This is a genomic window from Chryseobacterium sp. NFX27 (assembly GCF_049887855.1).
Lineage (GTDB): Bacteria > Bacteroidota > Bacteroidia > Flavobacteriales > Weeksellaceae > Chryseobacterium.
Map to the genome: position 1 here is coordinate 87864 of NZ_JAGEKK010000009.1, position 20153 is coordinate 108016.

At 38.9% G+C, this 20153-nt stretch carries 19 protein-coding genes; 5 read left to right on the forward strand and 14 right to left on the reverse strand.

All coding sequences use genetic code 11. The annotated features are described in order from the left end of the window. Positions 1 to 37 precede the first annotated feature (37 nt). A complete protein-coding gene (locus J4Q03_RS12095; protein WP_426048428.1) occupies positions 38 to 1885 on the forward strand; it encodes a chloride channel protein in 1848 nt (615 codons plus the stop codon). Positions 1886 to 1968: 83 nt separating this feature from the next. Here the strand turns inward: J4Q03_RS12095 and J4Q03_RS12100 are convergent, their stop codons facing one another. From J4Q03_RS12100 to J4Q03_RS12115, 4 genes are all read right to left on the reverse strand, one after another. Further along, positions 1969 to 2913 (reverse strand): aldo/keto reductase, encoded by a 945-nt coding sequence (locus J4Q03_RS12100; RefSeq protein ID WP_426048429.1) that lies wholly within the window; start codon positions 2911 to 2913, stop codon positions 1969 to 1971. A gap of 229 nt (positions 2914 to 3142) precedes the next feature. After that, positions 3143 to 4948 (reverse strand): hypothetical protein, encoded by a 1806-nt coding sequence (locus tag J4Q03_RS12105; protein ID WP_426048430.1) that lies wholly within the window; start codon positions 4946 to 4948, stop codon positions 3143 to 3145. A gap of 333 nt (positions 4949 to 5281) precedes the next feature. Next, positions 5282 to 5461: a hypothetical protein gene (locus J4Q03_RS12110; protein ID WP_426048431.1), complete on the reverse strand. Its 180-nt coding sequence runs from the start codon at positions 5459 to 5461 to the stop codon at positions 5282 to 5284. Next, positions 5412 to 5891, reverse strand: coding sequence for a hypothetical protein (locus J4Q03_RS12115; RefSeq protein ID WP_426048432.1), 480 nt, complete (start codon positions 5889 to 5891; stop codon positions 5412 to 5414). The genes J4Q03_RS12110 and J4Q03_RS12115 overlap by 50 nt, the downstream gene beginning before the upstream one ends. A gap of 582 nt (positions 5892 to 6473) precedes the next feature. Here J4Q03_RS12115 and J4Q03_RS12120 point away from each other — a divergent pair. Next, the gene (locus J4Q03_RS12120; RefSeq protein WP_306842645.1) at positions 6474 to 6818 is read left to right on the forward strand and encodes a mannan-binding lectin; all 345 of its coding nucleotides are present in this window, start codon (positions 6474 to 6476) and stop codon (positions 6816 to 6818) included. A gap of 417 nt (positions 6819 to 7235) precedes the next feature. Further along, positions 7236 to 8438 carry a CynX/NimT family MFS transporter gene (locus J4Q03_RS12125; RefSeq protein ID WP_426048433.1) on the forward strand — a complete coding sequence of 401 codons (1203 nt, stop codon included), beginning with the start codon at positions 7236 to 7238 and terminating at the stop codon, positions 8436 to 8438. Positions 8439 to 8492: 54 nt separating this feature from the next. Here the strand turns inward: J4Q03_RS12125 and J4Q03_RS12130 are convergent, their stop codons facing one another. The 5 genes from J4Q03_RS12130 to J4Q03_RS12150 form a co-directional block, all read right to left on the reverse strand. Continuing rightward, the gene (locus J4Q03_RS12130) at positions 8493 to 9569 is read right to left on the reverse strand and encodes an alpha/beta hydrolase (protein ID WP_426048434.1); all 1077 of its coding nucleotides are present in this window, start codon (positions 9567 to 9569) and stop codon (positions 8493 to 8495) included. A gap of 2 nt (positions 9570 to 9571) precedes the next feature. Continuing rightward, positions 9572 to 10135 (reverse strand): DapH/DapD/GlmU-related protein, encoded by a 564-nt coding sequence (locus J4Q03_RS12135; protein ID WP_426048435.1) that lies wholly within the window; start codon positions 10133 to 10135, stop codon positions 9572 to 9574. 258 nt (positions 10136 to 10393) lie between these two features. After that, positions 10394 to 11215 (reverse strand): helix-turn-helix domain-containing protein, encoded by an 822-nt coding sequence (locus J4Q03_RS12140; protein WP_426048436.1) that lies wholly within the window; start codon positions 11213 to 11215, stop codon positions 10394 to 10396. A gap of 75 nt (positions 11216 to 11290) precedes the next feature. Next, complete coding sequence (locus J4Q03_RS12145) at positions 11291 to 11998, reverse strand: DUF421 domain-containing protein (RefSeq protein ID WP_426048437.1); 708 nt, start codon at positions 11996 to 11998, stop codon at positions 11291 to 11293. 343 nt (positions 11999 to 12341) lie between these two features. Beyond that, the gene (locus tag J4Q03_RS12150) at positions 12342 to 13103 is read right to left on the reverse strand and encodes an MBL fold metallo-hydrolase (protein ID WP_426048438.1); all 762 of its coding nucleotides are present in this window, start codon (positions 13101 to 13103) and stop codon (positions 12342 to 12344) included. A 93-nt stretch (positions 13104 to 13196) separates the two neighbouring features. Here J4Q03_RS12150 and J4Q03_RS12155 point away from each other — a divergent pair, with 93 nt between their 5' ends. After that, complete coding sequence (locus J4Q03_RS12155; RefSeq protein WP_426048439.1) at positions 13197 to 13514, forward strand: winged helix-turn-helix transcriptional regulator; 318 nt, start codon at positions 13197 to 13199, stop codon at positions 13512 to 13514. Here J4Q03_RS12155 and bioA read toward each other — a convergent pair. The 5 genes from bioA to J4Q03_RS12180 all read right to left on the reverse strand — a co-directional run bounded on the left by bioA (position 13504) and on the right by J4Q03_RS12180 (position 18307). Continuing rightward, the gene (bioA, locus tag J4Q03_RS12160) at positions 13504 to 14793 is read right to left on the reverse strand and encodes an adenosylmethionine--8-amino-7-oxononanoate transaminase (RefSeq protein ID WP_426048440.1); all 1290 of its coding nucleotides are present in this window, start codon (positions 14791 to 14793) and stop codon (positions 13504 to 13506) included. The genes J4Q03_RS12155 and bioA overlap by 11 nt on opposite strands. 146 nt (positions 14794 to 14939) lie before the next feature. Beyond that, complete coding sequence (bioB, locus tag J4Q03_RS12165; protein ID WP_426048441.1) at positions 14940 to 15926, reverse strand: biotin synthase BioB; 987 nt, start codon at positions 15924 to 15926, stop codon at positions 14940 to 14942. Between the two features lie 2 nt (positions 15927 to 15928). Next, positions 15929 to 16543, reverse strand: a complete 615-nt coding sequence (bioD, locus tag J4Q03_RS12170) for a dethiobiotin synthase (RefSeq protein ID WP_426048442.1) — start codon at positions 16541 to 16543, stop codon at positions 15929 to 15931. 47 nt (positions 16544 to 16590) lie between these two features. After that, positions 16591 to 17691: an aminotransferase class I/II-fold pyridoxal phosphate-dependent enzyme gene (locus J4Q03_RS12175; protein WP_426048443.1), complete on the reverse strand. Its 1101-nt coding sequence runs from the start codon at positions 17689 to 17691 to the stop codon at positions 16591 to 16593. Continuing rightward, positions 17684 to 18307, reverse strand: coding sequence for a hypothetical protein (locus J4Q03_RS12180; protein ID WP_426048444.1), 624 nt, complete (start codon positions 18305 to 18307; stop codon positions 17684 to 17686). Before J4Q03_RS12180 ends, J4Q03_RS12175 begins: the two co-directional genes overlap by 8 nt. A 165-nt stretch (positions 18308 to 18472) precedes the next feature. Between J4Q03_RS12180 and J4Q03_RS12185 the strand changes: the two genes are divergently transcribed. Further along, positions 18473 to 19960: a PLP-dependent aminotransferase family protein gene (locus tag J4Q03_RS12185; protein ID WP_426048445.1), complete on the forward strand. Its 1488-nt coding sequence runs from the start codon at positions 18473 to 18475 to the stop codon at positions 19958 to 19960. Positions 19961 to 20153: the final 193 nt, after the last annotated feature.

Here is a 20153-nt window from a genome sequence, read left to right on the forward strand (position 1 = left end):
TTTACGAAACCATTACGGTTTTAAAATTGGTTTCCAGGTGAAAATTCACAATAAAAAAAAGTATTTAAGCTTTCTAAAATTTAAAAGAGACTTCCAGGAATACGGACTGGAAAAGGCCCGAAGCTATGAACTTGTCCTTCACTGGCTGAATAACAGACTCAGCAGGAACCAGTTTCTGGTGCTTTCCGGAATCCTTGTAGGATGTACTGCCGGTCTTGCCGGAGTGGTCCTGAAAACGCTTGTGCATACCATCCACAATTTTATTACGCATAAGGTTCATTTTGAATATCAGATCCTATTCTATATTGTTTTTCCTTTTTTAGGGATTGTGCTTACTACAGCTATTGTTATTACTCTGTTTAAAGGCCAGGACAGGAAAGGAATCGGTGCTATTTTGTATGAAATTGCCCAGAATTCAAGTATTGTGGCTTCTGTAAAAATGTATTCACAGATTATTCAGAGCGCAGTGACGGTAGGCCTTGGAGGTTCTGCCGGATTAGAAAGCCCTATTGCAGTTACCGGTGCAGCTATCGGTTCCAACTATGCACAGACTTACAGGCTTAGCTATAAAGAAAGAACGCTTCTGTTGGCTGCTGGCGCCACGGCTGGTATTGCTTCAGCTTTCAATGCTCCGATTGCGGGAATTATGTTCGCTTTTGAGATCCTGTTAACAGGCGTGGTCTTTACAGATTTCATTCCTTTGGTAGTGGCAGCTGTCTGCGGAAGCCTTTTATCAAGGATTTTGCTTCAGGAAGATGTGCTCTTCAGGTTTTATACCAGAGAACCTTTTAACTATAAAAATGTTCCTTATTACCTTATCCTGGGAATTGTGACCGGACTGTATGCGCGTTATTTTGTATTGGTTTCTCAAAAAGTAGAACATTTTATCAAAGGATTAAAGCTTTCAAGGATGCGTAAAGCTATGTTTGGAGGTTTGGTGCTGTCACTGTTGTGTGTTCTGTTCCCGCCATTATTCGGAGAAGGATATGAGACGGTGAAAGCTTTTACCAACGGAAGTACTCATTCTATTATCAGAAACAGCTTTTTCCGGTATTTTGAGATCGGCGACTGGACCATTATTATATTTTTGGTGCTGGTATGTCTTTTAAAAGCTTTTGCTACCTCTTTTACCATATTCAGCGGGGGGAACGGCGGTAATTTTGCTCCGTCTCTTTTTGCCGGAGGCACGGTAGGGTATTTATTTGCAGTAGTCTGCCAGCACATCGGATTTACGGATGTTCCGGTAACAAATCTTGTTCTGGTGGGAATGGCCGGAGCAATGAGCGGTGTATTGTATGCTCCCCTTACTGCCATATTTCTGATCGCGGAATCCAGTTTTGGATATGACCTTTTTATTCCGCTGATGATAGCATCCATCATTTCTTATCTTATTGCAAAATGGTTCTCTCCGATCTCTCCCGAACTGGAATCTTTAGCTGATCAGGGGAAAATATTTACCAACAAGCACGATAAAAACCTGCTTTTTGCTTTAAGAACCGAAGATTTTATAGATAAATATTCAGAAACAATTAATGAAAACGCTTCTGTCACTACCCTGTTTGAACAGGTGAAAAATGGAACTAAAAACATTTTTGCAGCAACAGATGAGGCCGGGAAACTGAAAGGCATCCTTACTTTGGATGATATCCGCCCCTACCTTTTTAATAAGGAAACAGACAGCTCCATGACGGTTGCACAAATTATGAAAGCACCGCCTGCAGTTATTCACCGGGATAATAAGCCGTTGGAAATTCTTCAGACCTTTGATGATACCGGCGTGTGGAATCTTCCGGTAACCAGTGAAAACAATGATTTTATAGGATTTATATCCAAGTCATCCATCCTGATGAGCTACAGACAGCTTTTGAAAGAATATTCTGATTAATTTGACCAAAGTTCAAAACTTCTAAAACATAAAAAATATCCGTTCGGTTTGCTGAACGGATATTCTTTTGAATTCAACCAAAATTAATGACTTGCCTGATCAAGCATTTCAAGATCTTCCTGATCTAAAATAAGTTTTGGAGCATTGAATAAAGTATCCAGCTGGGAAGTGCTCGTTGCACTTACAATAGGTGCTGTGATTAAAGGATTGGCCAGAAGCCATGCCAGGGCAGCTGTTCCCTGTGTGGTTTTATGTTTTTCACTTACCCGGTCCAGGGCTTTTAATACTTCAAGGCCTTTTGTGTTCAGGTATTTTCTTACCCCCTCACCTCTCTGACTTTTGCCTAAATCTGCTTCAGTACGGTATTTGCCGGTAAGAAAACCTGCAGCCAATGACCAGTAAGGGAATACACTTAACCCAAATTCTTCCACAAGCGGAGCATAATTTTTTTCAAAACCTTCTCTTTCCATTAAATTATAATGAGGCTGAAGGGCAACATATTTTGGCAGGTTATTTTTTTCTGAAGCTTCGAATGATGCTCTCAGACGCTCCGGAGAAAGGTTGGATGCTGCAATATAACGCACTTTCCCGGCTTTGATGATCTCATCGTATGCCGAAAGCGTTTCTTCTACCGGAGTGGTATGATCATCAAAATGAGTATAATAAAGATCAATATGGTCGGTCTGAAGCCTTTGTAAAGATTCATCCACAGATTTCAGAATATGCTTCCTGCTGATGTCAAAACCATGTTCTTTAGTTTCAGATCCCACCTTGGTGGCCAATACTATATCCTGACGGTTGGAGCGGCTCTTCATCCATTTTCCGATGATTTCTTCAGACTGGCCTCCTTTTCCGTTGACCCACCAGGAATAGGTATCTGCCGTATCAAGAAAATTGAAACCGGCATCCGTAAACTGATCCAGAATGTCAAAGGATTGTTTCTCATCCAGCGTCCATCCAAAAACATTTCCTCCAAAATTAACAGGCGCTACTGAGAGATCCGTATTTTTTATTTTTCTTTTTTCCATAAAAACAGGCTTGAATTAAAATTTTAAGAAGTATCTAAGGTAAGAAATATCACGTAGGATTCAGATTCAAAATAAGCATACGGCTTATAGTTATTATAAATAGAAAGGCTTATTCTTCCTTATTTTTTACCTTTAAGAAAGAAGATAACAGGTTTGGTTTTAACTGAATCAGCATAAAAAAAACAGCTTCCAATGAAAGCTGTTTATCTATCAATTTAAAAAAATACTGTTACTTTTCAGCCTGAGGGACCTCAATGGCTGTAAGTATCAATTTATATTCCTGCAGCTGCAGTTCTATGGTTTTCAATCCGCTTTTAAAGAAAGTGGATGTATGAAACAGATGGTGATAATATTCAATACCTTCCAGCACATTTTTTTTGAATGCATTCCACTTTTTGGTTTGGGAATTCGTGATCTGTGTCGAAGAATTGCTGATTTCTTTTTTAAGATAATCAACATACATTTTCAGCTCATTGATGAACATATTCGGACGCTGATTATCAGAAAGGATATTGGTATTCCCGTAGATATGTTTTACCATTTCGGAAAGGGAAACTTCCTTGTCAAAAAAAGCCAGATTAGGTCCCGGACATATGACAACGCCCTGTTTTTCGCCTTTTATTTCAAGATCCTGCTCCATATAGGCTGCATTGACCAATCCTACACACAGACAGGCTTTATCTGTAATTTCGGTCTTTCTCTTGCTAAATTCTTCAGCGGTAAGCTCAGGATCAGCCTGAAGTTCTTTCAGTTTAATATCCTGGTATTTTTTAGAGGCTGTACAGGTTCCCTGCGGTGAAAATTCTTTGCTTAAAGCCAAAAGTTTTTTCGGACACGAGCTTCCGTACTTTCCGGCGGCTTCCTTCTGTTCTTTTAATAACTCGTTGGATGTTCCCCTAACTGTATTGAAAGGGACGCCCAAAGGTGAGATATTACTCAGATAGAAATCTTTTTCTCCAGATTTTAAAAGCAGATTTCTGGTTTCCGTATCTACAGAAGTAGCTTCAGGAACCAACAGAAATGGTGATCCCCATCCAACACTGTCTACATTATAGTTTTGAAGCAGAAATTCATGCTCTTCCGAGGTTCCTACTCCCCCCTGAACCGTAATTTTCATTTCGAGAGGCTCAGAAACTGTGTGTTTGCCTTTTTGCTCCAATGCATTGATCATCAGGGCATGGGCAGACTGGATAAGATCGTTCTTTTTCTGTTTAAATTCTTCCATGATAGGCCCCAACAGCATGCCTTCTGTGGCAAATGCATGTCCTCCGCAGTTCAGCCCGGATTCTATGCGGTATTCTGAGATCCACAGTCCTTTTTTAGCCAGGAAATTCCCCTGGATCATGGCTGAACGGAAATCACTTACCTTAAGAATGATCTTCTTTTTTAAGATACCGTTCTGATCGGGAAAGAAATCGTCAAATTCTTCAATATAGCTGTATAAACGCGGGTTCATTCCTGCAGAAAGTACCATTGAAGAAGATAATTTACTTTGGGCGAAACCACGCAGTGAGGCATGGGCATCATTAAACATCACAGGAAGCTGCTCATCTTTTATATAATTGTCTTTGTCAACTTTTGTCATGATATTGACATCGATACTTCCCGGTTTCAGGTTGGTTTCAATAAAGTTTTTGATGTTTGAGCCTAAACTGTCTTTTTGGTTCACAAGATTCTGAAGGCCGCTTTTCAAATCTGAAGTATTGGGCAGAATGGCCATAAAGTTCTTTAATGCTTCCTTATTTTTAGTGATCTCCTGTTTGAAAGATTCAAATTTTTCATTCACGATATCATCTACCATATCGAGGTAAGCGGTAATTCTTTTTGCCCTGTAATCTTCTGTCTTTGTTGAAATTCCTAAATAATCGAGACTGAATTTCTTATTATAAAAGTTTTTCATTTTTTCCAGGATCTCATCATCGATAATGGAAATCACGGAAGAAATTCCATATTGGGCAACACGGATGGGGCTGTCTATGGTATAAGCCAGACCCATTACCGGAATATGGAAATTGTGTAATGGTTTATGTGTCATTTTATTTCGATAAAAATTCTTTCGCTGAGAATGAATTACAACCTCTGGAATACTGTATCCATATTGAAATGAGTGCATCAGTCCAAGCTTTTAATAGACCTAAATTTATCATTTTAATATTAGTTATGCATTAAATAATACTTATAATATCAGAAATATGTTAAATGTCATCCTTTTGTAATGCATTGGATCTGAATCGAGATGAGGATGGGGATAAAATTAAATGCAAGAATAAAAATAAGGCTTTATAAAGCACTTAGGTGATTTTAAAGATAAACAAGACAGTTTCACCTATTGAAAGTAATAGCTTTATTTTTATTTTACCAGGAAATTTTATTCAAAATCCAGAAAACCATCCGCCAGTTTTTTCCACTGAATTTTGGAGATTCCCATCATTCCTCCTACGGCAACCATAAGATTTCTGATGATGTCAATACACCCGGCATTAATATTGGGAGTTTCATTACGCCCGTAGACTGCGGCTTTCAGATGAGTCGGCGTTCTGGCAATCATAAAAGTAGAAGTTGCTCTGGAACTGTAAAAAATGAGCAATATGTTTGTTTTTTCTGTCCTGAGGATTTCCGGACGGACTGCATGTTATCAAAATGCTTTCCGAATAGTTATCTTCCTCAAAACAGATATCGGTAACTTCTACCCAGTCATACCCTTTGGCTTCAGTTTCTCCCGGTCCAGGAATATCAATTCTCATAAAATCTCCTTTCTGAGGAGGTCTTTCAGCGGCATTTCCTTCGGAATCATAAAGCTTAAAGGCTGCAAAGCCCTCACCACAATAGCTTTTCCACCGGTTAACTGAAAAAAATCGTTGTTTTAAAATATCAAACTTGAGCGGCAGAAGTTCCGGGGCAAACTGCTTCTGACTTTCTGTATCGTGAAATCCGCCGGATTGCTGCTGTGGAACTCTGTTGATCTGCTTAGGCTTCATCTTAACTGATTTTATACTAAGTTATAAAAACAGGAGGCGCTTCTTTATGAGCACGGTCATAACGGCCTAAATAAAAGCCTCTCGATGGAGAGGCTGATGTTAAAACTTAAATGTATCGGGATATATGGAGTTTTAATTGAGTCTATCAAAAATAAGAGGAAATGAATGGAATATTTTATGACCATAATCATGTGATTAAACTATTTATACTATTAAAATGTTTTTTTACTATTTTTTTGTTTTATGATAATATCTTATCAATATATTTCAGGAGAAATTGTAGGAAAGTATTATTGATCAGATGTATATTTTTAACTAAAATTAATACTTTTTTTAACATTTATGCTTATATGATGTTTTGCATAATTACAATTTTTACTTATATTTGTGAATCGAAATAATTTTTTTTCATCATTTGTGTTTTTTTAAGGTCTCCTCCTTTAGGGGACCTTTTTTATTTTAGCGTATTATTGTTTTAAACTAAGTGTAAATACGGAATGGTAAATTTGGTATTTTCTACGCTAGCTTATATCTCTTTAAAGTGACAACTTTGTAATGTTAAACAACTTAAAACATTACACCATGTCAACATTTAAAATTAATATCATTGCAGGTCCGCTTTGGAGCAATGATGAAGCACAGAAAATCGGAGGCCGTATTGCTGCGGCACATTTAGGAAAATTCACTGGACAATGGAGCACTATTGTCGAAGGTCAGATGAGCGTTATCGAAGTTGAATATGATACGCAGCCATCCGGAAGTACAGAATATACTATGGACGTTTTAGCAGGACCCATCTGGAGCAACGAAGATGCAAAAGAAATATGTCCTTCAATCTGTGCTTCTTACGGAGGTACATGGAACGGCCAGTGGACTACAGTCGTTGAAGGCAAAATGAGCGTTTGCGGATGTGTATTCAAGTTCTAAGAAAATTTAGATAATGTATGAATCTCCGGGGTAACCCGGAGATTTTTTTTATAATAGCCCACCGGTAATTTTTACAAAATCTGTCGGTTTGGACAGCAGTATAGCCTGAAAGCTTTTATACCCTACTTTATAGGCTGTTTCCGAAATGTGGAGGCTACGGGAACTCAGCAGTTCATGCTTTTAATGACTTTCAGTATCTGCTGGTATTTAGCAAGCTGGAATCTGCTTTCCACATAAACGAGCTGGTTTTTTTGGTGGAAATGAAGAATGTCATCATACCGTCAGTCTTTTTCAAACCGGACAAAATGCGGTTTCTTCAGCTGATCAATATCGAGGGTTCATGTCGTTTTATATTAAAACTTTGGCAAAATTAAATAAAACTGCTTAATTAATTTTGCATCAAATATTAAATATATAATGAAGAACGAATCAAGAAAGAATGCTTCTTATGTCCTGATGGTGATCAATGTACTGGTTGTGATCCTTGTATCCAGCAACCTGAGGTCTCCTATTATCTCTGTTTCCCCGGTTTTGAGTGATATACGGAATGCCCTGAATCTGGATAGCTTCCAGGTGAGTCTGCTTACTTCTATTCCACTGTTTATGTTTGCAACCTGTTCCGTTTTAGTGAGCAGATTTTCACATACATTCAGTATCAGCAGGTTTCTGTTGTATTCCCTGATTATTTTAAGCTTCGGACTTTTCCTAAGGATTACGGGATCTCTTTGGATGCTTTTTGCGGGGTCTGTATTCATAGGCTTGGGAATCTGTATCGGAAATGTGGTGACTCCGGGATATATCAAGAATCATTTTCCTAAGCAGATCGGCCTGATGACCGGAATTTTTGCCGTTTCCATGAATCTTACCGCTGCATTAGCCTCAGGCTTCAGTGTAAGAATCGGAGAATGGACAGGATTCGGATGGCGTGGTTCGCTGGGAATCTGGCTGATTATTGCCGGGCTTGGACTTTTTGTTCTTATTCTGGAACTGATATTCAATAAAAAAAATCCGGGACAGGCAAAAGCAGCATTAAGTGTTTCTGATTTTAATATGTTTAAATCTGCACAGGCATGGAATATCAGTGTATTTATGGGACTGCAGTCTTTATTTTATTATTGTATGATGGCATGGCTTCCCTCATTTCTCACTGACTGTAAAATGGAAGGTGAAAGTACGGGATGGATACTGTTTCTAATTCAGATTACTATGATCCCGATTACTTTCTGTGCCCCGATTATTGCCGGCAAAATGAAAGATCAGCGGATTCTGATCGTACTTATCTGCAGTTTAATGTTCGGAAGTACGATGATGTTTGTATGGCTGCAGTCGCAATGGATTTATGCTAATGCTGTCATTATCGGTATTTCTAATGGTTTGTCTTTCAGCCTGTCAATTCTGTTTTTTTCAGCAAGAACAAAAAATAGCGCCAATGCGGTAAAGATATCAGGAATGGCGCAGTCTGTGGGATATCTTATTGCGGCATTCGGACCTCCGGTCTTCGGAAAGCTTCATGATTGGGATGCCTCGTGGAAAAGTTCTTTTTACTTTTTGAGCTTTGCTGTCCTTCTGATGTTTTATTTTGGAATGAAGGCGGCCAGAAATAAATATGTTGAAGATTAAAAAATACAGGAATTCTCTCTAAGAAGCTTCCTGTATTTTAAAATGATATTATTGTTAAAGATTTTTTTGAAAAAATATTTCCAGCTTTTCAAAAGGAATTAATTGTGTGTTATCGTACAGATCAACATGTCCTGCATTAGGTACATAATACAGTTCTTTCGGTTCGGCGGCAAGTTGATAAGCCTTCTCACTGAATTCTTTTGAATGTGCCTGATCGCCTGTAATGAACAGCATAGGTCTGGGAGAAATGGTTTCTATATCATTAAACGGGTAGAAATTCATAAATTTTGTATTGCTGCTCAATGTCGGATGAGTAGTCAGCTCCGGAGAACTCCCTTTTGGGGTGTATTCGCCTCTGGAAGTCCTGTAAAAATCATAAAATTCGCGCTGGATAGGATGTGTATCTTTGTCGAGTTTATGAACAGTTCCACTTGTATATTGGGTTTTCCCACCGGTAAATTCTACATAACGCTGTTCTGCTGCTTCTGCAATTATTTTTTTCCGTTGTTCGATGCTTTGAGAATGGTTCAGTGCATTTCTGTTGGCTGCTCCCATATCATACATACTGACCGTTGCTATGGCTTTCATTCTGGGATCAATCTTAGCTGCACTGATCACAAAACTTCCACTTCCACAAACACCGATAATTCCGATCCTGTTTTTGTCAACAAATGATCTTGTTCCAAGAAAATCAACGGCAGCACTGAAATCTTCTGCATATATATCAGGTGCAACAGCATTTCTCGGCTCTCCGGCACTTTCCCCCCAAAAGGAAAGATCAATGGCTAAGGTGACATAATCTTTTTCGGCCATTTTGGATGCATACAAATCGGCACTCTGCTCTTTCACGGCACCCATTGGATGCCCAACAATAATGGCCGGATGTTTTTCGTTCCGGCTAAAATTTTCCGGTATAAAAAGATGGCCGGCAACATCCATATTGTACTGGTTTTTAAATGTAACTTTATAAATCGCAATATTGCTGCTGACTTTAAAAGTGGTATATAGGTCTGCGGTGATCTTTTCCATTTTATTTTTTTCTGATTCCGGATGATGATTTTTCACATTCTGTGACAGTATTTTCCCTGAAAAGAGAAGGCACAGAGCTACTGCAAATATTGATTTTTTCATAATTAATAAATTGATTTAATGATTTTTGCCGGAATACCTCCTACTACAGTATCATCAGGTACATCTCCTGAAACAACTGCCCCGGCTGCTACTACAGCATTTTTTCCTATAGTAATTCCAGGAAGGACCGTAGCACCCGCACCAATCCATGCCCCTTTTTTCACAAGGATAGGTTTTGTGACGATTGCTTTTCTTTGATTAGGATCCAGTGGATGATTTTCTGTAACCAGGTTTACTTTTGGGCCAATCAGAACGTCATCTTCTATGGTAATACCGCCCATATCCAGAAAAGAACATGCGTGGTTGATAAAAACATTTTTTCCAAGGGTGATGAATCTTCCGAAATTAGTGTAGAACGGTGGAAATATTGTTGTGCTTTCATCTATTGCAAGCTCTGTAATTTCACCAATACAGTTACGCACCTGCTGAATATCTGTAGAATTATTAAGCTTCTGAGACAGTTTAATCGTTCTGTTCACTATATTGTTAATGATATAATATTCAGGATCATTAAGATGGATGGTATCTCCTTTTCTTAGTCTTTCCAATATATTTTTGTCTTTCATTTTCATATTTTTAATACAAAACAAAATTAAAAGGAAACCCTCACAAAGACATCTTTGTGAGGCTCAATTAATCTTTCTGAGAAGCTCAAATAAGGGTTGATGAAACTTTTTAGCTATGTGTGCGGCAGATACTGATATGAATTGCTGTCAGCCAGCCATATTCACGAAGATATGTCCAATAGAAATGCAGCGCAGACAGAACATTAAAAGTGAGATGGCTTCAGTAGGAAAATATTCCAATAAAAAAACAGATCATTACTATATATCGGACGGTGAAAAGCCATATTCTTTTTTAAAAGCTGTGGAAAAATGAGAAGGATTTTTAAATCCCACTTCTATATACACATCCTGCACTTTTTTATTTTCTTCTTTAAGTTTAAAATAGGCGGCTTCAAGGCGTTTTTTAATTAACCATTTCTGTGGGGTAAGACTGCTTATTTTCTTAAAATCCCTTTTAAAAGTGGCGAGGCTCCTGCCGGTATAAGAGGCGATCTGTTCCATGGTAAGATCGTCCATATAATTCTCATTAAGAAAGCCAAGAATATCTACTTTCCAGGGTTCTGTAAAATCGAATAGTACCGGATACAAAGCTTCAGAACTGTTGAGAACCGCATAAATTCCTTCAAGCAGTTTGAGATGTGCAACTCCTTCTGTGGGTTTTATATTGCCATCAAAATAAGGCGTTAAAGATTGAAACAGACTGGTAATATCCGGACGGATGTCAAGTTTAAATATATTTTTTTCTGAAATTGATAATTTCTCCGGTATTTCATACCTGTTCATTTTGCTGTAAAACTCACGGAGAATATTTCTTCCAAAAGTAAGTGAGATCCCTTTATACAGGTCTTCTCCCTTACTGTTTTTATACATGACGAGCCTGTGATCGCGACGGATAAAAGCACACTCACCTGCTTTGATAATAATCTGCTCTCCCCTGTCTTCGATGATTTGTTCGCCGGAATACAGATATAAGAGAACATGTTCAGGTGTGGCGTGGATGCATTTTTCACTGTAATCTGAAAAGCAGGAAAGAAATATACCTGAATAATTTAATGTTCTCAATGTCTCTGTGTTTTCCATGCTGCGTCCATTTATTGTTTGCAAATTTAATGATAAAGTCGCTGTAAAGATTTGCTGTAAGGCTCAAGTGCTGATTTATGTCACTCTTTTTCTGTTACTTGCTTCTATCCATTCGTCTTTTTGGCATTTGGGACAGTGTGCTGTATTTCCTTCTGCTTTAAATTCGGTATGTCCACAGAAGATGCAGGAATATTGGCTTTCTTTATAAATTCTTTTTAATGGACTTTTTAATGAATCCGGCATGATGGGAAGTCCATATTTTACATCTTGATCTTCATAGTAAAAAACACTGATTTCACCGGAAATCTCTTCTATGGCTGTTTCTACCTGTCCAAGCTGAGAAATGCCTTTCAATCTTAATTCGGCAAAGAATTCATCGCTGCCCAGATTTTCTTTTTTAAAATTTTCAATAGCAAATTCACCGTCTTTGATCAGGTAGATGGAACTGCCTTCCACCATTCTCTCAAACTTTTTGCTTCTGCCGATAAAAAATGTGACAATACTGTATAAAAGGATGATAACAATAAAAACAAGGATAGAAGAAATAATGCCTACATCTTTATTAAACATAGGATCGCCGGCTGCGGAGCCTAAACCGATAATAACAACCAGCTCAAAAATAGAAAGTTGTTTGACTCCCCTTTTGCCTAATATCCTCAGCCCGATAATAATAGCCAGAAACATGATAACTGTACGGAGGATGATTTCTAAAAGAAAGGACCATTCTTCATGTCCCAGAAACAATTCTTTCCAGTTGAGTTCTAAGAGAAACAAGGATAGCATAGAAATTAATTTAAAGAAGGCATTCAAAAAATGAGCCATCTCCCAACCTATTCTTTCTAAAGATTATAGATTTTAAACTCTTCTTAACCTGAATTCGGGATAAGGATTAAACTCAATGCAAGGATAGGCAAAGCCTTAAAAAACATTTATTTTATTTTTTAAAATAAACAAGCCGTTTCACTTATTGGTAAGCAATACAGGGTGTATGTGGTCTTACTTTGCTGCATGAAATGCCTTTGTTTTCCTTATTAAAAATACCAGAGAATCTACTTTGTTTGTCTTTGCGATAAAAATATAATTGTTTTCAGGTATTTCTTATCCCGAACTCGGTCTTTTTAAGTAATTATAAAGAATATTCCATCCCATCCTGCAGAACTAAGCATCTGTTTTCCATACCGTTTTCATTGATCTTCTTCTGAATGTATTCACGGTTTTCTTTACAGTGGCTTACAGCTTCAAGATGGGTTACCAAAACAGTGGCATTGGGTGCATATTCACCAAGTTTAATGATGTCCTCGCTGGTCATGATGATAGGATCTCCCACTACAAAAGTGGCTGCGCCTCCGGCTACAACAATATGCTGTGGCTTGTGCCGATCGATTTCTGCCGCAATTCCGTCATACCAGATACTGTCACCTACGATATAGATGCTTTTATCCTCAGTTTTAAAGACAAATCCGTTTACCTTACCCATTTTCTCCCCTATTTCTCCGGTCCCGTGCTCTCCTTCTGTAATTGATATGCTGATGTTTTCCCAGATGATGCTGTCTTTAATAGAAATTATATTCTTAAAGCCTGACTGGGCAATCTGTTCTGAAATAATCTCCGGGCAGATCACAGGAATATTTTTATCCAGGAGCTCAATCGCTTTTGCGTCCCAATGATCGGGATGAAGGTGAGTTACGGCCACTGCATCAATTGTTATCAGTTTATCTTTTAATTCTTCCTCACTGAACGGAAGGTCAACCAGAGGGTTTTCCAATTCGTTATCTGTCATCGGAAATTTCCCCAAAGAACCTTTTTCTCCAAGCATGGGATCAATTAAAATTTTTTTTCCTCCGATCTGGAGCAGCAATGTGGCATTACGCCATAATTCTAGTTTCATTTTGCTTAATTTTGTCTTTACAAAGCTATAGCTCAATCAAGGTTAAATAATAGACGGTTACCAAAAGGTTAACCATATACAGTAAAGTTATCTATGAATTTTGAAGAATTTAAAAACTGCGGGCTCAGACGAAGCCTGGATTTTCTTTCCGGAAAGTGGAAACCTCTGATCCTTCATAATCTTTTTGAGGAAGATCAGGTGCGATTTATAGAATTATGGCGTAAAATGCCGAGGGTCTCGAAGAAAGTACTGTCGGAACAGCTGAAACAGATGGAGGAGAATCATATTATTCAACGGATTGAAGTCTATAATTTTCCTCCTGAAGTTTATTATAAGCTCACTGATCAGGGTAAAAAATTAGAACCTATTCTTAATCAGCTGCATCAGTGGGGCAATGATCTTAATTCTTAAAACTCTCTAAAACCTCGAAAATATTCCGATAAATAAAGTCCAGCTCTTCCGCAGTAATACAATACGGGGGAACCAAATACATGACATTCCCCAGCGGACGCATTATAATTCCACGCTGTAGAAATTTATCGTACAGGATTTTACCAATCTCATTAAAATAGGAAGTATTCTGATCCGTTTTATATTCAAAAGCGAGAATCGTTCCGGTCTGACGTACATTTTCAACATCAGTATACGCTGAGAGAATTTTGGCAAAATCTGAATGCTGTCTGCTGATACGGTCTATGGCAGCTAACGTTTCTTCCTGTAATAAAAGCTCCATGCTGGCTAATGCAGCTTTGCAGGCCAAGGGATTGGCTGTAAAAGAATGTCCGTGAAACAACGTCTTGTATTTGTCATCCGATAAAAAAGCATTGAAAATGTCCTGGGAACAGGTGGTAATTCCCATAGGCATCGTTCCGCCGGTTAGTCCTTTTGAGAAACACATAATATCCGGCATTTCTGTAAGATGGTTGGCGGCAAACAATTTTCCTGTTCTTCCAAAACCTGTAAATACTTCATCCTGAATCATCAGAATTTCTTTGCTTCTGCAGAATTTCATCAGTTCGTCAAGATGTTCAGCCTCATACATCAGCATACCTGCTGCACCTTGTACCAGAGGTTCATAGATGAAACAGGCTGTCTCTTCTGCGAGATCTTTGATCTGAAGTTTTAAGCTTTCCAGATTTTCTGCGTTGGGTGTATCAATAAAAATCACTTCAAAAAGCATGCTTCCGAAAGGTTTTGTCCAGACACTCCTTCCACTCACAGACATTGCTCCGAACGTGTCACCGTGATAGGCATTCCTGAAAGCCAGGATTTTCGTCTTTTCTTTTCCCAAATTATAAGCATACTGAATACACATTTTCAGCGCTGATTCCACTGCAGTAGAACCATTATCCGAATAAAAAACCTTTTTCTGATTATCAGGAAGCAGTTTGAGGAGATTTTCTGATAGCTGAACAGCCGGTTCATGCGTAAATCCTGCAAAAATAACCTGTTCCAAAGTATTTAACTGTTCAAATACCCGCTTTGCAATATAGGGGTGCGCATGGCCGTGCAAAGTCACCCACCAGGAAGAAACCGCATCGATATACTTTTTTCCTTCATCATCATATAAATAAACACCCTTTCCTTTAATAATGGGAATCACATCTCCCGCTGTTTTCATTTGGGTATAAGGATGCCAGTTGACGGTTTTGTCTCTTTCGGCAAGAAGAGATTGTATTGATGTATTCATTTTTAGAAGTTAGAAGTTAGAAGTTAGAAATTAGAGGTTAGAGGTTAGAAGTTAGTTGTTAAAATATGGAGATGGGAGTTCTGGAAGCTAACTCGTAACTTATAACACAATCGTTTATCACCCGAACCCCGCGTCCCGGATCCGGATTAACAACAATTGGTTTCTTTCATCTTCATGGGTTTCAGTCCCAGCTTTTCCAGCATCTGCATATCTTCAGAAACTCCGGGATTAGGCGTTACCAATAACGTTTCTCTTTCTCCTGTGAAGATGGAATTGGCTCCGGCCATAAAGCACCATGCCTGTTCTGTTTCATTCATTTCGATACGTCCGGCACTTAATCTGACCATTGATGACGGCATGACAATCCTTGCAGTAGCAATCATTCTTACCATTTCCCAGGTATCTACTTTTTCATTATCCTCTAGCGGTGTTCCTGCTACTCTTGCCAAGGCATTGATGGGAACGGATTCCGGATGTTTGGGCATCGTGGCTAACGTTAAAAGCATTGAGATCCGGTCTCTGTGCGTTTCTCCAAGACCTATAATTCCCCCTGAACACACCGTTATTCCGGCTTTTCTTACATTGTTGATGGTATTGATCCTGTTATCGAAAGTTCTGGTTGAGATAATTTCTTCATAATACTGTTCGGAAGTATCCAGATTATGGTTGTAAGCATATAAGCCTGCTTCCTGAAGACGGATGGCCTGCTCTTCGGTAAGCATTCCCAAAGTACAGCATACTTCCAGCCCCAGTTCGTTTACGCCTTTTACCATATCGATTACCCTGTCGAAATCACGGTTGTTACGGACTTCACGCCATGCAGCAGCCATACAGAAACGGGAGGAGCCGCTGTCTTTTGCTTTTTGGGCGTGCGCAATAACAGTTTCTGTCGGAAGCAGGGCCTGTACTTTGATATTGGTATGGTAACGGGCAGCCTGGCCGCAATAGGAACAGTCCTCAGGACATCCTCCTGTTTTGATGGATAATAAGGTTGAGATCTGTACTTCTGACGGATCATGCCATTCACGGTGAACGGTTGATGCTTTATAGATCAGTTCCAGCAGGGGCTGGTGGTAAATTTCTTCTATTTCTTCTTTTGTCCAGTTGTTTCTTACGGTTGTTTTTTTATCCATTATCATAAATTTGTTTTTGCTAATTGTTCTGCAACAGCTTTAATGCTGTCTTTTGTGGGCTGGTCAATTTCGGGGATGCGAATAATTACGGTTTCTTTTTTAATAAAGTTGCTGATTGCTCTTTCTGTATCCGGGGGAAAAGCTCCGTTAAGGATCAGGTATTCCAGCTTAAGCTTTTTTTGTTTTAATGCCATGATGGAAAGCAAGCTATGATTGATGCATCCTAAATAATTTCTGACCACCAGGGCTACAGGAATTCTGAGTTTTTCGATAAGATCAATCATGAAAATTTCATCCGAAAGCGGGACCATAAGCCCTCCTGCTCCTTCTACAATAAGCTTGTTAGCTGTTTTTGGAAGCTGGAACTGTTCTAAACTGATTTCTGTATTTTCTTCCCGGGCCGACTGATGCGGAGAAGCGGCCAACTGAAAACGGAAGGTTTCCGGATGACAGACTGTATTCTCTGTCCATGATTCTATTTTATGAGTGTCCGTATATTCAAGGTCTCCTGACTGCACAGGTTTCCAGTAATCTGCCTTAAAATATTGCGTTAAAACGGCAGAGCATACTGTTTTTCCTACTTCAGTGCCTATGCCGGTGATGAATAGCTTGTTCATGCGGGGTATGGGTTTCGGGTTTCGAGATGCGTGATTTGGGTTTAGATTTAAATATATTCCTTAATAATTCCTGTGAGTTCTGTAATTTCTTTCTCGGTATTAAAGCTGTGGAGGCATATTCTCAGTCTTTCGGTTCCTGTTCTTACAGTCGGACTGTAGACGGCATAGGTTAAGAATTCATTGTCAGATAATGTTTTCTGTAAGTTTTTTAATTGCTGATTGTCCGGAAGCAATACCGCCTGTATCGGGCTTGTCTGTGAAGAAGGTGTTTCAATATTCTGATTGCTGAAGATTTCAATATTTTGATGAAGTTTTTCTGACAGTTCAGGTTTTAGCTTTAAAAATTCATATCCAGTTTTAACAGCTGCCCATAAAAAGTCCTGTGATGCCGTGGTATAGATGAAAGGAGACGCAAAATTCACCAAATAGGACCTCACGGTTTCATCACAGAGAATAGCGGCTCCATGTGCTCCCAAAGCCTTTCCATAAGTAATCACAGCGGCAAAAACATCATGTTGCAAATGGTATTTCTCAATCAAACCATATCCGAAAACTCCAAAAGCATGGGCTTCATCTACAATCAGTGCAGCATGGTATCTTTTTGCTAAAGCTGCAATTTCCTGAACAGAGGCAAAATCGCCATCCATTGAATACAGACTTTCTATAGCAATATAACAGGGGTCTTTCTGCTTTTTCAGAATGCTTTCAAGATCTTCAAGATCATTATGCCGGAATTTAATTTTTTTGGCATGTGACATTCTGCATGCATCATGAACAGAACGGTGAATCTGCTCATCCACAATAATCGTGTCATGGCGGTCCGGCAGTGTAGAAAATAAAGCCAGATTTGCATTGTAACCTGAAGAGAAAAGCAGCGCTGCAGGATATTGATGCTGTCCGGCAATATAATTTTCTGTTTCATCAGTTATATTGCTGTTCCCGCTGATCAATCTTGAGCCGGAACTTCCTGAAAGAAGCTGAGGGTTTTCCTGAACCTTCAGAAGCAACTGTAACTGAAGTTCTTCATTTCCTGCCAAGCCAAGATAATCGTTGGAATAAAAATCGATACCGGCTGATTTCGACTTTAAAATCCGCAATATTCCTGCTTCTGTTCTTTTATCAAGAGCTTCCTGAAATTTTTTAAGCATAATCTAATTGAGACACTTCTTTTGCCATGGCATTGATCCACAAATCATGCAGTTCCTTTTCTATCATCAGAATCTTCTCTGCGTGCAGTTTCCAGTCTGCGGAAAATTCATTTAACTGATGAATCATTTCTTCAAGATGTCCCTCTTCTTCCAGAATAATGGATTTCACCATAATCTTCGAAGATTCTTTGGTCAGAATATCCTGATAAACCGGATATAACTCATCTGCACGGACTTCAATGGCATAGGTTACAAAAAGATAAGCGGCGTATTTCAGATCTTCTTTATTCAGGGTAAATACAGTTTGAAGATACCTGCAAGCCTTAACATCTAATGAATGAAGATACTGTCGGGTCACAATTGGGGCCAGAAGTTCTTCAGTTTCATAGGTTTTACACAATTCGGGATCTATTTTTCCGATCTGCTTTTTTAGATAATAAGCGTGACGGTGTTCTTCCGCAGCATGTTTCAGCTGAATCAGGGTCACTGAAACCGGATGCTCACATTTAGAGATTTTTCTGGCACCGGCATTTTCCATGAACGAAAGCGTATTCAGCCATTTGGCATGGGTAACGCTATCCCGGACAATTCTTTCAAGCAGTTGTTGAAATTCCATAGGTTTTTATCAATTTTGGTTCGGGGTTCGGATTGTGAGGTTCAGGTTTTGGAATTTAATTTTTCTCTAATATTAACTCGTATCCCGTATCTCGCAACTTCTTATTTTATTCTGAGCCAAAATTAGTATATTGCCGGACTGTTAAAAGGTGCCAGTTTTAATATTATGGATAGTCCGGTTAAGATTCCTTATCAAAGTTTTATAGAAATTGACAGAAATTCTGATACTTCGATCTATATGCAGATCGCGAATCAGTTAATTAATGCTATTCAAAGAGGTTTTTTACCTTATGGGACCAAGCTGCCGGGAACCCGAACATTCAGTGAAGTTCTGGACATCCACCGGAATACTGCCGTTGCGGTGTACGATGAATTATCTGCACAGGGCTGGGTGGAAAGTCTTCCGAATAAAGGGACCTTCATTATCGGGGAAAACCAGGAACAGCCTGTGAGGGTTAAGGACTTTGAAAAAAACAGTCTTCAGAATTATCCTGAAGCTACAGGTTTTTCTTTTAAAACTTCAAATATTCTGGACAATCCTTTTGAACATTCGGACTGTGAATATGTTTTTAATGACGGTGTCCCGGATATCAGGCTGACTCAGATCGGGCAGCATTCACGGTTTTACAGCTCTATTCTTAAAAGGAAATCCAACCAGAAAATGCTTGGGCATTATAATCATGACGGAAGTGAATTTTTTAAGGAACATCTGTCACATTATCTTAATCTTTCCCGCGGATTACCCATCTCAAAGAATAATCTTCTTATCACCCGAAGCACAGAAATGAGTATTTATATCGTTTCAGAAATTCTACTTTCCGCAGGAGATACTGTATTAGTAGGCGCTTTAAGTTATTTTTCCGTCAATATGATTTTCCAGAAAGCAGGTGTGAATATTCTCTCTCTGCCGATAGATGAGGAAGGAATTATCGTTGAACATGTCCGGGAAGTCTGTAAAAAGCAAAAAATCCGGATGCTTTATCTCACGCCGCACCACCACTATCCTACTACCGTTGCCTTAAGTGCCCAGCGAAGGCTTGAACTGCTTGATCTTGCTCATGAATACGGCTTTATCATTCTGGAAGATGATTATGATTATGAATTTCATTACGATAAAAGTCCAATTCTTCCTTTGGCGAGTGCAGACACGAAAGGAATGGTTATTTACATTGGATCATTCGGAAAATCATTGGCTCCGGGATTCAGGACCGGTTTTATTGTGGCTCCGGAAAATCTGATGGCTGAAATGAGGAAGTACCTTGGGATCATAGACCGTCAGGGTGATATTTTAATGGAAAGGGCTTTGGGTGAAATGATTGAGGAGGGAGAAATACACCGTTACCTGAAAAAATCCTTAAAGGTTTATCAGGAAAGACGGGATTATTTTGCACAACTGCTTGAAGGAAATTTAGGAGAATTGATACAGTTTCAAAAGCCGTCGGGAGGTCTTGCGTTCTGGCTGGAATGGAAGGTTCCGGTCAACCTGATGCAGCTGAGCCGGAACTGTGCACAAAATAATCTTTTTATCCCTAAAACACTGCTGTATCAGACCAAAGATCTTACGGCGATGAGGTTGGGTTTTGGAAATCTGAATTTTGAGGAAATGGAGAAGAGTATTAAAATCCTTTCAGATAACGCTAAAAGATTGTTATAGGAAATCTCTCGCAGATTAAGCAGATATGGCAGATGTTTGCGTTTTATTGATCTGCTCAATTCGCGAGAGGTAAAAAACATCTAAAAATTGCACATCAGATTTAAACTAGTATAAAATTTCACGCAGATGTTACTGATTAAGCAGATATTTATGTTATTTATATCAATAGGATGTTTGAAATAAAAAAGTGTAA

Bases quoted from the DNA above. Each gene is read 5' to 3' on its own strand.
- J4Q03_RS12140 (WP_426048436.1), bottom strand. From the start codon at position 11,215: ATGGAAAACACAGAGACATTGAGAACATTAAATTATTCAGGTATATTT.
- J4Q03_RS12120 (WP_306842645.1), top strand. From the start codon at position 6,474: ATGTCAACATTTAAAATTAATATCATTGCAGGTCCGCTTTGGAGCAAT.
- J4Q03_RS12105 (WP_426048430.1), bottom strand. From the start codon at position 4,948: ATGACACATAAACCATTACACAATTTCCATATTCCGGTAATGGGTCTG.
- J4Q03_RS12145 (WP_426048437.1), bottom strand. From the start codon at position 11,998: ATGCTATCCTTGTTTCTCTTAGAACTCAACTGGAAAGAATTGTTTCTG.
- J4Q03_RS12135 (WP_426048435.1), bottom strand. From the start codon at position 10,135: ATGAAAGACAAAAATATATTGGAAAGACTAAGAAAAGGAGATACCATC.
- J4Q03_RS12115 (WP_426048432.1), bottom strand. From the start codon at position 5,891: ATGAAGCCTAAGCAGATCAACAGAGTTCCACAGCAGCAATCCGGCGGA.
- bioA (WP_426048440.1), bottom strand. From the start codon at position 14,793: ATGAATACATCAATACAATCTCTTCTTGCCGAAAGAGACAAAACCGTC.
- J4Q03_RS12180 (WP_426048444.1), bottom strand. From the start codon at position 18,307: ATGGAATTTCAACAACTGCTTGAAAGAATTGTCCGGGATAGCGTTACC.
- J4Q03_RS12185 (WP_426048445.1), top strand. From the start codon at position 18,473: ATGGATAGTCCGGTTAAGATTCCTTATCAAAGTTTTATAGAAATTGAC.
- J4Q03_RS12100 (WP_426048429.1), bottom strand. From the start codon at position 2,913: ATGGAAAAAAGAAAAATAAAAAATACGGATCTCTCAGTAGCGCCTGTT.
- J4Q03_RS12125 (WP_426048433.1), top strand. From the start codon at position 7,236: ATGAAGAACGAATCAAGAAAGAATGCTTCTTATGTCCTGATGGTGATC.
- bioB (WP_426048441.1), bottom strand. From the start codon at position 15,926: ATGGATAAAAAAACAACCGTAAGAAACAACTGGACAAAAGAAGAAATA.
- J4Q03_RS12110 (WP_426048431.1), bottom strand. From the start codon at position 5,461: ATGATTGCCAGAACGCCGACTCATCTGAAAGCCGCAGTCTACGGGCGT.
- bioD (WP_426048442.1), bottom strand. From the start codon at position 16,543: ATGAACAAGCTATTCATCACCGGCATAGGCACTGAAGTAGGAAAAACA.
- J4Q03_RS12150 (WP_426048438.1), bottom strand. From the start codon at position 13,103: ATGAAACTAGAATTATGGCGTAATGCCACATTGCTGCTCCAGATCGGA.
- J4Q03_RS12130 (WP_426048434.1), bottom strand. From the start codon at position 9,569: ATGAAAAAATCAATATTTGCAGTAGCTCTGTGCCTTCTCTTTTCAGGG.
- J4Q03_RS12175 (WP_426048443.1), bottom strand. From the start codon at position 17,691: ATGCTTAAAAAATTTCAGGAAGCTCTTGATAAAAGAACAGAAGCAGGA.
- J4Q03_RS12155 (WP_426048439.1), top strand. From the start codon at position 13,197: ATGAATTTTGAAGAATTTAAAAACTGCGGGCTCAGACGAAGCCTGGAT.